Annotated in this window: 11 protein-coding genes; 10 read left to right on the top strand and 1 reads right to left on the bottom strand. The window is 54.5% G+C overall.

Annotated elements, in window-relative coordinates:
• Positions 1-47: 47 nt before the first annotated feature.
• The 10 genes from pheA to yajC all read left to right on the top strand — a co-directional run bounded on the left by pheA (position 48) and on the right by yajC (position 11,989).
• A complete protein-coding gene (gene pheA, locus ACKGJP_RS25710) occupies positions 48-941 on the top strand; it encodes a prephenate dehydratase (RefSeq protein WP_409341636.1) in 894 nt (297 codons plus the stop codon).
• A gap of 246 nt (positions 942-1,187) precedes the next feature.
• Entirely contained in the window at positions 1,188-3,227 is a 2,040-nt protein-coding gene (locus ACKGJP_RS25705; RefSeq protein ID WP_409341635.1) for a LysM peptidoglycan-binding domain-containing protein, read from the top strand.
• 75 nt (positions 3,228-3,302) lie between these two features.
• On the top strand, positions 3,303-3,992 hold the full coding sequence (locus ACKGJP_RS25700; RefSeq protein WP_409341634.1) for a BofC C-terminal domain-containing protein: 690 nt from the start codon (positions 3,303-3,305) through the stop codon (positions 3,990-3,992).
• Positions 3,993-4,215: 223 nt separating this feature from the next.
• Positions 4,216-4,791 (top strand): crossover junction endodeoxyribonuclease RuvC, encoded by a 576-nt coding sequence (ruvC, locus tag ACKGJP_RS25695; protein WP_409341633.1) that lies wholly within the window; start codon positions 4,216-4,218, stop codon positions 4,789-4,791.
• A gap of 509 nt (positions 4,792-5,300) precedes the next feature.
• A complete protein-coding gene (gene ruvA / locus ACKGJP_RS25690) occupies positions 5,301-5,933 on the top strand; it encodes a Holliday junction branch migration protein RuvA (RefSeq protein ID WP_409341632.1) in 633 nt (210 codons plus the stop codon).
• A gap of 18 nt (positions 5,934-5,951) precedes the next feature.
• Complete coding sequence (gene ruvB / locus ACKGJP_RS25685; RefSeq protein WP_409341631.1) at positions 5,952-6,962, top strand: Holliday junction branch migration DNA helicase RuvB; 1,011 nt, start codon at positions 5,952-5,954, stop codon at positions 6,960-6,962.
• An 86-nt stretch (positions 6,963-7,048) separates the two neighbouring features.
• On the top strand, positions 7,049-9,181 hold the full coding sequence (locus ACKGJP_RS25680) for a SpoIID/LytB domain-containing protein (RefSeq protein ID WP_409341630.1): 2,133 nt from the start codon (positions 7,049-7,051) through the stop codon (positions 9,179-9,181).
• 7 nt (positions 9,182-9,188) lie between these two features.
• Positions 9,189-10,289, top strand: a complete 1,101-nt coding sequence (queA, locus tag ACKGJP_RS25675) for a tRNA preQ1(34) S-adenosylmethionine ribosyltransferase-isomerase QueA (RefSeq protein ID WP_409341629.1) — start codon at positions 9,189-9,191, stop codon at positions 10,287-10,289.
• Between the two features lie 53 nt (positions 10,290-10,342).
• On the top strand, positions 10,343-11,479 hold the full coding sequence (tgt, locus tag ACKGJP_RS25670) for a tRNA guanosine(34) transglycosylase Tgt (protein WP_409341628.1): 1,137 nt from the start codon (positions 10,343-10,345) through the stop codon (positions 11,477-11,479).
• Between the two features lie 141 nt (positions 11,480-11,620).
• Positions 11,621-11,989, top strand: coding sequence for a preprotein translocase subunit YajC (yajC, locus tag ACKGJP_RS25665; RefSeq protein WP_409341627.1), 369 nt, complete (start codon positions 11,621-11,623; stop codon positions 11,987-11,989).
• A 174-nt stretch (positions 11,990-12,163) separates the two neighbouring features.
• Here the strand turns inward: yajC and ACKGJP_RS25660 are convergent, their stop codons facing one another.
• Complete coding sequence (locus tag ACKGJP_RS25660; protein ID WP_409341626.1) at positions 12,164-13,000, bottom strand: phosphatase PAP2 family protein; 837 nt, start codon at positions 12,998-13,000, stop codon at positions 12,164-12,166.
• Positions 13,001-13,060: the final 60 nt, after the last annotated feature.

Genomic DNA, 13,060 nt, shown 5'->3' with positions numbered 1-13,060 from the left:
GGCAACGCTAGAAAAAGTACCGGTACCTCTAAAGGAGAAATTAGGGCATGAAGCGCATCGCTTTCTTGGGGCCGGAAGGAACCGTTTCCCAGGAGTCTTCCTTATGTTTTCTTGGCGACAGGGAATACGAATATATCGGCTATCCGCAAATGTATGACGTGTTCACGGCTACCGTGAACGGAGAGACGGATTTTAGCGTCATTCCGATTGAAAATGCGATTGACGGCTCGGTCAGTCTTCACGTGGATTTGCTCGTCAACGAATTCAATCTGCCGATTTTGGCGGAATGGGTATACCCGTCGATTCAGAATCTGATCGGCTACAAGCAGGATTTGCGGCCGGAAAGCGGCAGCCCATACTCGGGCATCAAAAAAATATATTCGATTCCGGTAGCGACAAGCCAGTGCTACAAATTTTTGCGCGGCAACATTCCGGGTGTCGTATCGGAAGGCGTCAGCAGCACGGCCAGGGGCGTGCAAATCGTCAAGGAACGCGGCGAAACGGAAGGACCGGACGGCTTTGCGGCGATCGGCACCCGATTGGCGGCGAAGCTGCACGGGCTGGATATTTTGGCCGCAAACATTACCGACCACCAGAACAATTATACCCGGTTCGTGCTCGTAGGCAACGAGACGCCAAGTCTTCGTCCTTCGGGTCAGATGAAGACGACGCTTGTCGTGACGCTTCCCGAGGATTTCCCCGGAGCTCTTCACCAGGTGCTGTCCGCCTTCGCTTGGAGGCGCATCAACTTATCCAAAATCGAGTCGCGTCCGACCAAGCTGAAGCTTGGCAGCTACTATTTCTATATCGATGTCGAAGGCTCGCTCGATTCCGTTCTGATGCCTGCGGCGATCGCCGAAATCGAAGCGCTTGGCTGTCAGGTTCGTACGCTTGGCTCGTACCCGTGCTTCGATTACGAAACGATCAAATCGGAAGCGTGAGGCCGCTGCAGCCGGCATGCGATCATATGGACAGCTCCCCGTCAATCGGGGGGCTGTTTTTTTGCGTGTCCGCAGACAAGCGTTGGACGGAGGGGGACGTAATGTTTTTTTTATAAAGGGATGTCAAAAGCCTATATGCTGCATAAAATGTACTGTTCATTTCCGGATAAGTGCCCAGTCCGTCTACAGCTCTTGCACTGCGCGGTGCAGGGCGGCTGCCGTCAATCTTGGAGGAGGTAATAGGCTTTGAAAATCCATATCGTCAAAAAAGGCGAGTCTCTTTACTCGTTGTCCAAAAAGTATAATGTCGAGCTTTCTACATTAATTGAAATGAATCCACAGCTGGAAGACCCGAACAAGCTGGATATCGGCATGAAAATCAAAATACCGTCGGCAGGAAAGCCGGCCGTTCCGCACCCGCCGGAAAATGTATTCAGCTACGTGGTGAAGCAGGGAGACTCCCTGTGGAAAATTTCGAAGGAGTGGGGGATTCCGCTTAAATCGTTGCTCGATACCAATCCGCAGCTCAAAAATCCGGATGTGCTGCTGACGGGGCAAGTCGTCTATATTCCGAAGAGCGCCGGTATGCATCATCAAATGCATCAGCAATCGCACCAACCGATGCATCATAATTGGCAAACGCAAATGCACCAAGGAACAGGCGGCATGCAATGGCCTCACTATAGCGGGCAAAAGCCGTTTACGGGCGTCATGCCTGCTCCGATGCCCGTGCCGACTCCGATGCCGGCGCCGGCTCCGAGCATAGAGCCGGTCATGCCGGCCGCTCCCGCCCCGCAGGTGCAGCCTCCCGTTGCCGAAGCGCCGGCAGAAATGCACGAAGCTCAGCAGCTCCCGGAGTTTCACCTGTATACGGAACACCTTTTTGCTCAGTACAATATTCCGGCGGTAGAGGTACAAGGACAACCGGCCGCTCCGGAAATCATGGCACAGTCCGCGAATTTTTACATGCCGTTCTATGGGCAGCAGATGCAAATGGCTCCCGAGCAGGTTCAGAGCGAGCATCACGATCAAGCGATGCAGTTTATGCAGACGCCTGACGTTACGATGTTCCAAAGTGCGCCGTCCTTCCCGCAAATGTTTGCCGCGCCCAGCGTCATGCCGATGCCGTACGCTCCACCTCAGATGGAAATGCCGATGCAATACGCTCCTCCTCAAATGGAAATGCCTATGCATGCCGTTCTGCCTATGGCCGGCGGTTGCGGCTGCGGGCCGTCCGGGCCTCCGATGCCTTATGCCATGGCTCCCATGCAAGAGGCGGTGTCACCGGTCAGCGAGGGCGGCTGCGGCTGCGTAGGCATATGCAAATGCGGGCACGGAGGACCTCCGATTGCACAGCCGTTTGCGCAGCCTGAACAAGTAGCCGGCGCGTCCATGTCGGAACAGCAGCCCTGGATGCAGCAGCCGATGCAACAACAGCCGATGCAGCAACCGATGATGCAGGAGCCGATGATGCAGCAACCGATGATGCAGCAACCGATGATGCAGCAACCGATGATGCAGCAGCCAATGATGCAGGAGCCGATGATGCAGCAGCCGATGATGCAACAGCCGATGATGCAGGAGCCGATGATGCAGGAGCCGATGATGCAGCAACCGATGATGCAGCAACCGATGATGCAGCAACCGATGATGCAGGAGCCGATGATGCAGCAACCGATGATGCAGCAACCGATGATGCAACAGCCGATGATGCATCAGCCGATGATGCATCAGCCTGGATGGGGCATGCAGAATCCGTGGGACGAAGATTGCGAACCGCAAGGTTGGGGGCCGACGCCAACGCCGTATGGCGGAAGTCCTGCAGCCATGCCGATGGCGTCGCCAATGTCGATGCCATACGGCGTGAGCCCGGCTTACGACATGCCGATGGCTCAAGCTCCTGGCTGGGGTGCGCCGGTAATGGCGGGTACGGGCATGTGCATGCCGGGAGCAATCGCTCCGGTAACGCAGTGGCAGACGCCGTTCGTACAGCCGTGCGATCCTTGCGGCGTTTATGCAAGGCCGTACACGGAGCCTTTTTTCCCGCAGGAGGATAGAGAAGGCTATCGGCCTCCGCATGCGAGAAGCGGGTATGACGGAACCGATAACCGATTGAACGATAACGAAGGAAGCGGCGGCGTAAAGGCGTTTGATCAAAACGACCGCACGGGGAAATCGAACTCCGGATCCGATAAAGCAGTCCTTCATGGGCTCGCCAGGAAAAAGCAAGCGAAGCCGCTCACCAAAAAACGCCGCAGCAGCGGACCGTGGATCAACGTCCATTAAACGGGCAAATCATACGTATAATCCTTTTCCTGTCTGGGAAAAATAAAGAAAAAGCCTAAGAAGAAGGGGATTGGCGTGAACTATTCGAGCTTGCTAAAGCAGCTGAAAAAGCGGTTGCGTTCTAAAAAGCGTTGGCTGACATTAGGCTCTTTACTACTCGTGGCAGGCCTTGCAGCGGTATCCGTTAAGCATGTCCCAAGTCTGTCCGGCAATCGGCAAGCGGTTCCGGTTCAGGCGGCGGCGAACAAGCTGGGCGTCCGCCCTATAGCGGAAATGTCGCGAGAGCAGGAAGAAGCGCTGAAGGCCATCGCGAACGGCGAACAGGAACGAACCGTTTCCGTGCAAAAAAGCTATATTTGCGGAGAAGAGACTCAGCAAGTCGGCTTGATGGGCAAAGAAAACATTTTGAAGCTTTCCGATGAGCATCCACAGTGGGTGATTAAGCTAAGTACGGGCGGAGACGTGACATTCGTCGAGCAGATCGAGGATTTATCGCAAAAATGCAAGGAAACGGCTTACTTCGGGATCGACAAAAACGGAAATCTGTCGCTCTTTGAAGGCATACCCGGACGCGATCAAGTCATTCGGACCTTTTTTCAATTAAATGTTCAGCATCTGAAAAGCAGTCTGCCGCCGGATGCTATCAACCAACTGTATGAAGGCATTCGTATCAGCGATTTGACGGAATATTACAGCGTGTTGTCCACCTTCAGCGATTTTGCGGTGGAGGCGGTGCGCGAGCGCGGCGAAAAGCCGAAGGCTTAGCGAAGAACGGGAAGAGAGACGCAGGAGCGTCTCTTTTTTTGTGCGTATTTTATCCAGCCAATCGTCCAAACGGCCGATGAGGCCGCGGGTTTCCGGTTTGTTTTGCGCACAGCCTTAACGTAGCTTGAACTATCTGCTATAATGGCGGAAGGAATACATATGTTCGCGTATCCTGGCGGCTCATAACAATCGAGCGCGGTTTGATCGATGGGAGAGAACAATCTTGCGCATTTTGGGAATCGACCCGGGGATAGCGATTGTCGGCTTCGGTTTTATCGACAAGAACGGGAGCAAGCTGACGCCTGTGCAGTACGGCTGCATTCAGACGGAGGCCCACACCGATCCGGGTGAACGTTTAAAAATGGTTTACGACGCGGCAAAGCAATTGATCGATACTTATAAACCGGATGCTGTAGCGCTGGAAAAGCTTTTTTTCAACAAAAACGTAACGACCGCCTTTGCGGTATCGCAAGCCCGGGGCGTCATCATGCTGGCCGCCGTGCAGCAGGGGCTGCCGCTCGCGGAATATACGCCTTTGCAGGTCAAGCAAGCTATTGTCGGTTACGGGAAGGCGGAGAAGCGCCAGGTGCAGGAAATGACCCGCATGTTCCTTGGCTTGTCCGAAATCCCGAAACCGGACGACGTCGCGGATGCGCTCGCGGTTGCCATCTGCCATGCCCATTCCTATGTGATGGCGGCCAAAATCAGCGAAAACCCCGCCCCGGCCGCAAGCCGGCTCGCCGAACTCTTGCAGGAAGCCAAAAAGCAAAGCAAACGTTCCAAACGTCCGGAATGGTAGATTGCTGGAGGTAGAATCAGCGTAGCCTTTGTGGAAATCGGTGGATCGGGTAAGTTGAACAAAAAGAAATGTGAAGTAAGCAGTGAGGTAAGGCAGCCGTTTTAATGGGCGTATACACTGCGAATACAGTCGGCATGAGCACCGTATATCAAAAGTAGAGCGTGTCCTGAAACTTTGCATCAGGCAAAGTTAGGACGAAAAGCGGCCCCGAGCGCGTAGTACCAGCATTGTGCTAATTCTTCGGAAATGCGCGTGTTTACTTGCGGGAGTCCAGAGGGCCGGCAGGCCCTTGGGGTCCTCCCCTTAGCGCTTCAATTCGAAATCTTGTTCGATTGAAGCGCTGTAGAAGGGGAGGATTTAGGAGGGGTCGGAACGCTTTTTAGGTTCTCCTGTTTCCTGAAGTAGTGACAGTTGTTTTGAAATAATAGTCGTTAGAAGTTAGAAGTTAGAAGTTAAAAGTTTACTAGCTTTAAGAGAAGCCTCTCGGAGTAGAGGAAGGGAGTACGCTCATGATCGACTTTTTGCGAGGACAGCTCGCCCACCGGGAGACGGAATACGTCGTGCTTGACGTAGGCGGCGTAGGCTACCGGGTATTCTGCCCGAATCCGTATGCGGTTGGCGCAAGCGGGGATGGAACTCCCGTCACAATGTTCATCCATCATCATGTCCGCGAGGACGCCATTCTTTTGTTCGGCTTTGCGACCCGCGAGGAGCAGGCCTTGTTCCGCAAGCTGCTGGACGTGTCGGGAATCGGACCGAAGGTAGCGCTCGGCATTTTGTCGGCGGGGCGTCCGGATGCAGTCATTTCCGCCATTTATCAGGAGAATATCGCGTTTCTAACCCGTTTGCCGGGCATCGGCAAGAAGACGGCACAGCGCATCATTTTGGATATGAAGGATAAGCTTGCGGATTTGCCTGTAGGCGGTCTTATTCCGGTCGCTGCGGCGTTCGCGGCGGAGAAAGAAGAGGCACCGGGGGCCGGGGGCGGCGCTTGGAAGGAAGCGAAGCTTGCGCTTGTCGCTCTCGGATACAGCGAGACGGAAGTGGACCGCGTTTGGCCGGATGTGCGGGACAAGGCGACGGGACTGGAGAAGCCGGATACATTTGTGAAGCTGGCGCTGCAGGCGCTGTTTAAAGGCTAACGGACGAGGAGGACGATTATGGAAGACCGCATTATTTCGGCTCAGCTGATGATGGAAGAACAGGCCGCCGAGCTCAGCCTCCGTCCCCGCTATTTATCCGAATATATAGGCCAGACAACGGCCAAGGAAAATTTGAAGGTGTTTATCGAGGCCGCCAAGCAGCGTCGCGAGGCGCTCGATCATGTGCTGCTCTACGGTCCGCCGGGGCTCGGCAAAACGACGCTGTCGAACATAATCGCCAACGAGCTCGGCGTCAACATTCGCACGACATCCGGTCCCGCGATCGAGAGACCCGGCGATTTGGCTGCGCTGCTGACGAATCTGCAGGAAGGCGACGTGCTCTTTATCGACGAAATTCATCGCCTCCACCGAACGGTGGAAGAGGTGCTGTACCCGGCGATGGAGGATTTCGCCCTCGACATCATGATCGGCAAGGGCCCGAGCGCCCGCTCGGTTCGGCTCGATCTGCCGAAATTTACGCTGATCGGAGCTACAACGAGAGCCGGACTCCTATCCGCTCCGTTGAGAGATCGTTTCGGCGTCGTTAGCAGACTGGAATACTATACGGTGGACGAGTTGACTTATATCGTCAGCCGTACGTCCGAAATCTTGCAGGTGCCGATCGTCGGCGAAGCGGCCGAGGAAATCGGGATGCGCTCGCGGGGGACTCCGCGTATCGCCAACCGTCTTTTGAAGCGGGTCCGCGATTTCGCGCAAATCCGCGGGGACGGCGTTATTACCGTTGATATCGCAGGGACGGCACTTGAGCAAATTCAAGTGGATAAACTGGGCTTGGATCTTATCGATCACAAAATGATAAAAGCGATCATTACGAGCTTTCAAGGCGGACCGGTCGGACTCGAGACGATCGCTGCCACGATCGGCGAAGAAAGCCAAACGATTGAAGACGTATACGAGCCGTATTTGCTGCAGATCGGCTTTCTTCAGCGAACGCCGCGGGGCCGCATGGTAACGCCTCTCGCTTACCGTCATCTGGGCTTTGAACCGCCGAAGCGGGAGGATAAGTAAACAGGCAATCGTTTCTACACCGTAACTTTTCGTATGTCGCAAGCGTCTTAACTAGCGACAACATGTGAGGGGAGAAGACGCAACCGATGACCAAACGTATCAAGAAGCGGCTGATCGTCGGCGCAGCCGTCTCGCTGCTATCGGCGGCGGTGCCGATCCAGCAAGCGCAGCAGGCCTACGCGGCTGCAGCGCCGGCCGCACCGGCTGTTGCTAAGCTGGACGCCATACGCGTCGCGCTCTTTTTGGATAACGGGAAGTACCGGGCTTCGGCGCCGGTCGTTACGCTATCTTCGGATAAAGGATTGACGGTAGGGCTGCGCAATGCAGCCGGCTCCGTATCTTGGCTAGGCGGAGACTCGCTTACGAACGTAAGGGCAAGCGCCGACCAGTTCGGTTTTCAGGCGCTCGAAACCGATGATCCGGCTAAAGCGACCGCCTTATCGGACAAGCTGCGCAAAGCTGGCTATGCGGCTGCCGTTTGGAAACGAGCCCGCCAAGGTAAAGCGATTTATCAGGTATCCGCAGGCGCTTATCCGACCAAGGATGCGGCGGCAACCGCCTTATTCGACCTTATGAAGAACGCCGAAATGGCCAAGCTGCTTCAAGCTCAGCAGTTGACCGGGCCGCTGCACTTGTCGGCAGGAGTTTTCGCCAGCGAAGCGGAAGCGGCGGCCAAGCAAACAGCGCTGGAGCAAGCCGGCATCGATGCGGATCTCGTTTATACCGACAACGGTGCAGGCGGAGCGGCATACGCCGTATGGATCGGCCGAGAAACGGATGCGGATCGTCTTAACGCGATCAAGCAGCAAGCAGCGAAGGCCGTTCCCGGACTTGCCCTAGCGCCGGTCGAGGCGAAGTCCGCTTACCTGCTGAAGCGGGAAGATATTTCGGACGGTACGACCAAGCCGCCGGTTATGCATGTGCTGTTCAATCCGGGCGGACAGAAGGTAACGATCACGACCAAGCAGGGCGAAATCAAAGTAGCGGAGAAAAACGGGCGTACATATCGAGGTTCCATGGAATTAAGCGTATGGAGCGGCAAGTTGGCGCTCATAAACGAGCTTCCCTTCGAGCAGTATTTGTATTCGGTCGTAACCGCCGAGATGGGGAAGGGATGGCCGGTCGAGGCGCTTAAAGCGCAAGCCGTAGCGGCTCGTTCTTATGCTCTGAAGTTAGGCAATAAATACGATATCGCCCATGTAAGCGATTCTGTCACTGATCAGGCTTATAACGGGGAAGAAGACGAAGGCGTCATACGGGCAGTCGACCTGACCAAGGGCGAGGTTCTCGTCGCCTCCGACGGCGCGGTAGTCATGCCTTATTTTTCCGCCAATGCGGGCGGAATGACGGCAGAGCCGACAGAAGTCTGGGGCAATCCGGTAGGCTATCTGAAGAGCGTAATGAGCCCAGACGAAGGAGCTGCCAAAGGGCGGGTTCCCTGGTACCAGGTCGAGCTGAGCGACGGTTCCCTAGGATATGTGAGTTCGGCATATTTGCGCGAAACGGGTACGCGTAATGCCGCGGGCTTTGCGATTATGGAGCCGACGGAGAATGGCGTGAACGTCCGTTCGGCGCCGTCGACGGATGCTAGCGGAACGGTTACCGGCAAGCTGGATAGCAAGGATAAAGTTACGGCTGTCCGCAAAGTCGAAGACTCGAATTCGTTTCAATGGCAACGGGGACCTTACGACGCAGCGGAGCTTCGCGATAAGATCAACGCGATGGTGCCGAAGGCGGTTGCCGGGGAGCTGCAGCGTCTGGAGGTTACGCGGCGTGGAGCTTCCGGAAGAGCTGCCGAGGTGAAGGCGAATGGACAGCCGATCAAGGTGGACTATGGCGATGCGTTTCGCACCGTATTTCTCAGCTTGCCCAGCTCGAAGTTTGATATTGAAGAAACGGGACGTTATACTATATTGGGAGCGAACGGGGCTACCCGCACGTTGCCTGAAACGACAGGAACGCTTTATGCCGTCGGAGCGGATCAAGCCAAATCCGGGGGCGCCGGAGCGGCGCTCGCGAAAGAGCAGTGGATCGCCGTGGGTAAAGAAGGACAAGCCCGCGTGTTGACGAATAAACCGCAGTTTCTGTTTACCGGTCAAGGAAACGGCCATGGACTCGGCATGTCCCAATGGGGCGCGCGCGGACTGGCGGAACGCGGGTATGACTACCGCAGCATTTTACAATACTACTATACAGGTGTTACCTTAGCTAAGGACTGAATAACGAATGGAAGTCGAATTGTTTGATTTCGAGCTGCCTGAGCGGCTCATTGCGCAGACGCCTTTAGCCGACCGGCTGCAGTCGAGACTGTTGACGCTGAATAAAACGACAGGCGAGATCCAGCATCGCCCGTTTAGCGATTTGATTCATTATTTAGAAGCCGGGGACGTGCTCGTGTTGAACGATACGCGGGTCATTCCAGCCCGGCTTTTTGGCGTAAAGTCGGATACGGGAGCAAGAGCGGAAATATTGCTGCTGAAGGCGCTGGGCGACGATCGCTGGGAAGCGCTTGTGAAGCCGGGCAAACGGCTTAAGAAAGGCGCCAGGTTGTCGTTCGGCGTGCAGGCGAAGCATGAGGACGAAGCCGGCTTCGCTGCTGCAATCGAGGAATGTCCGTTAAGTGCGGTTATCGAGGAAGAAGGCGATATGGGGAGCCGCGTGCTGCGTTTTTCATATAGCGGCATCTTTAATGAAATTCTCGATCGTCTCGGCCAAATGCCTCTGCCGCCTTATATCAAAGAACAGCTTCCCTCGGATGAGAAGGAACGCTATCAAACGGTCTACGCCAAGCACGAAGGCTCCGCTGCCGCGCCGACCGCCGGGCTTCATTTTACGGAGGCCTACTTGCGCGAGATTGCGGCGAAAGGCGTGGAAATCGCATACGTAACGCTGCATGTGGGGATTGGAACGTTTCGTCCCGTTTCCGTGGACCGCATTGAAGAGCATACGATGCACGAGGAGTATTTCCGCGTTCCGCAAGAAACGGCGGATGCGGTGAACCGGGCGAAGACGAACGGCCGCCGTGTCGTTGCCATCGGCACGACTTCAGCGAGAACGCTGGAAACGGCGGCACGGCTCAGCGAGGAAGGCGGCTTGCCGTCAGGTATGCTGAAGCCATGCGACGGCTGGACAGGCATTTTCATCTATCCGGGGGTCAAATTGCTGGCGGTAGATGCACTGCTGACCAACTTTCATCTTCCGAAGTCGACTTTGCTTATGCTCATCAGCGCGTTAGCCGGACGTGAGCCGGTATTGAAGGCCTATCGCGAAGCGGTAGAGCGGGAATACCGTTTCTTCAGCTTCGGCGATGCGATGTTCATTTACTAATTCGGAAGCTGCTCGAACAACGGCTTTCAAGATTACAAAGGATGCGATCTAAAGTGGCAGCAGTCACATATGAACTACTCAAAGTTTGCAAACAAAGCGGAGCGCGCCTAGGCCGCGTCCATACGCCCCACGGAGTCATCGAAACGCCGGCCTTCATGCCCGTCGGTACGCAGGCTACGGTGAAGACGATGAGCCCGGAAGAAGTAAAGCAGATGGATGCGCACATTATTTTGAGCAACACGTATCATCTGTTCCTCCGTCCGGGACATGATCTCATCAAGCGTGCCGGAGGCCTGCATAAGTTTATGAATTGGGACCGGCCGATATTGACGGACAGCGGCGGTTTTCAAGTATTCAGTTTGAGCGATATCCGCAAAATCCGCGAAGAAGGCGTGGAGTTCCGGTCGCATCTGAACGGGGACAAGCTGTTCCTCTCGCCCGAGAAGGCAATGGAAATTCAGAACGCGCTCGGTTCGGACATCATGATGGCGTTCGACGAATGCGCGCCGTATCCTGCGGAATATGACTACGTCAAGCAATCGCTGGAGCGGACGACAAGATGGGCGGAGCGATGCCTGCAAAGCCATGCACGTCCTCACGACCAAGGCTTGTTCGCCATTATCCAAGGAGGCATGTATCCCGACTTGCGGAAACAAAGCGCCGCGGATTTGACTTCGCTTGATTTCCCGGGGTATGCTATTGGTGGATTGAGTGTGGGCGAACCGAAGCATCTGATGTACGAAGCGCTGGAAACGACTGTTCCGCTGCTGCCTGGGCACAAGCCGCGCTATCTAATGGGCGTAGGCTCGCCCGATGCGCTGGTGGAAGGTTCCATTCGCGGGATCGACATGTTCGACTGCGTGCTGCCGACGAGGATTGCGCGCAACGGTACCTGTATGACGAGTCAAGGCAGACTGGTCATCCGGAACGCCAAGCACGCCGAAGATTTCGGGCCGCTTGATCCGAATTGCAGCTGCTACACCTGTACGAACTATTCGCGCGCTTACATTCGCCATCTGATTAAAGCCGATGAAACGTTCGGCATCCGGTTGACTACGTACCATAATCTTCATTTCCTTCTGGAGCTTATGCGGGGCGTGCGCCAAGCAATTCGCGAAGACCGTTTGCTGGATTTCCGCGACGAGTTTTTCGAACAGTACGGCATGGAACAGAACGGAAAAGGATTTTGACGTACATCGTCAGTCCTTGTCTGTTCTTTCGCGCAAACGCATTCAGTACGGACACGACAATATTATTTTCGGGAAACCTGAAACCGCTGTCCGCCGTAAACGTATGATTATAGTTGATTCCAAGGAAGGGAGGGAAACCTCATGATATATTTAGCTGATGCAGCAGGCGGTAGTTCGCCAAATATGCTTTTGTCGTTGTGGCCGCTTGCTTTGATGTTCGTCGTGCTATATTTTCTGCTTATTCGCCCCCAGCAGAAGCGCCAAAAAACGCGTAGCTCCATGCTGAACCAAGTGAAAAAAGGGGACAAGGTCGTTACGATCGGCGGTTTGCACGGAACGATCATCGAACTGACCGACGATATCGTCGTGCTTCGCGTTAACGACGCAACGAAGATGACGTTCGATCGCTCCGCGATCAACTCGGTTTCGCAAGCCAGCCCTGCGGCTGCTGAGGAGAAGAAGTCCGAGGAGAAGAAAGCGGACAAGTCCGCTGCAACGGAAAAGGAATAAGCTAGCTTACCGGCATCTCCGAGTGTAACCTACATAGGAAAGAACGAGCGGTTTCCCCATTGGGAAGCCGCTCGTTCTTCTTTAATTTTCAGAAAATCTCGGTAAACGGGCTTGTCCCTAATTGTCCGCAACAAAAGAGCGGGCTGCTTGCCCGCTCTTCATAAACGCATCTTGCTATTTGCCGAAATTGCGGCTTTTCTGACCGACCATGAACGACCCGAGCAGCGAACGCCCTTCGCTGATACGAAGCGCCATGCGTGAAGCAAAAACGCCTAACAGCAGCCCTCCGCACATGTCGGTCACCCAGTGAACGCCGAGGTAGAAGATCGAGAAAATAATGAACACGGCGCTGATCATCGTAAACCATCGCCAAAACTTGTTGTTCGATTTCATGGCGATAACCGCCATGGAAACGGAAATCGACGTATGCAAGCTCGGAAAACAATTATCCAAGCCGGATAACGGGCGGTAGTCGGTTTCGAAAGTCGGAAACACGCTCGTCATCAGCAATTTGACATCCGGGTGAAAGGACCATACTTCATTGACCGGGAAAAACAAATAAAACGGTATGGCGATCATATAGTTGAACATTAACGCATAGCAAATCGAGTAGAACAAGGTATACTGCTTCTTAAACGTGTACAGACCGATCGAAACGACCATTAGCGTCGGGAAAATGACGACGTAGAAGAAAGTCGAGACATAGGTTAGCACGTCGTTGTTAAAATAGTGTTGGATCATCGGCACGATATCGCCTTCGAGCCGGTGAACGGCGGACGTGAAATCCGCGTGGTACGTCATGCTGTTTTCGATCATCTGTTCAATTTTGTTAAATACGAGGATGGCGATCATCGCTGCAAAATGGAACAGGTATTTGCGGTTCGTAAATATTTCTTGCACGAAAGAACTTGCAACGAGGAGCGGATTGCTTCGCATTGAGAACAAAAGCAGAAAAAAAGTCGCCACAACGATTGCAACCGTTACGGTATTCATCGATTGGAATACAAACATCGAACGTTTCCTCCTAGATTATGGTCAGAAAGGAACGGAGAAAGAAAGAGCTAAGACAGT

The sequence above is a fragment of the Paenibacillus litoralis genome (assembly GCF_046244365.1).
GTDB lineage: Bacteria > Bacillota > Bacilli > Paenibacillales > NBRC-103111 > Paenibacillus_V.
The sequence above is the reverse complement of the archived record's forward strand: the minus strand, read 5'-3'. Positions and strand labels throughout refer to the sequence as shown.

Excerpts from the sequence above, each read along its gene's own strand:
- ruvB (WP_409341631.1), top strand. The coding sequence starts at position 5,952 with ATGGAAGACCGCATTATTTCGGCTCAGCTGATGATGGAAGAACAGGCC.
- ruvA (WP_409341632.1), top strand. The coding sequence starts at position 5,301 with ATGATCGACTTTTTGCGAGGACAGCTCGCCCACCGGGAGACGGAATAC.
- yajC (WP_409341627.1), top strand. The coding sequence starts at position 11,621 with ATGATATATTTAGCTGATGCAGCAGGCGGTAGTTCGCCAAATATGCTT.
- pheA (WP_409341636.1), top strand. The coding sequence starts at position 48 with ATGAAGCGCATCGCTTTCTTGGGGCCGGAAGGAACCGTTTCCCAGGAG.
- queA (WP_409341629.1), top strand. The coding sequence starts at position 9,189 with ATGGAAGTCGAATTGTTTGATTTCGAGCTGCCTGAGCGGCTCATTGCG.
- ACKGJP_RS25680 (WP_409341630.1), top strand. The coding sequence starts at position 7,049 with ATGACCAAACGTATCAAGAAGCGGCTGATCGTCGGCGCAGCCGTCTCG.
- ACKGJP_RS25660 (WP_409341626.1), bottom strand. The coding sequence starts at position 13,000 with ATGTTTGTATTCCAATCGATGAATACCGTAACGGTTGCAATCGTTGTG.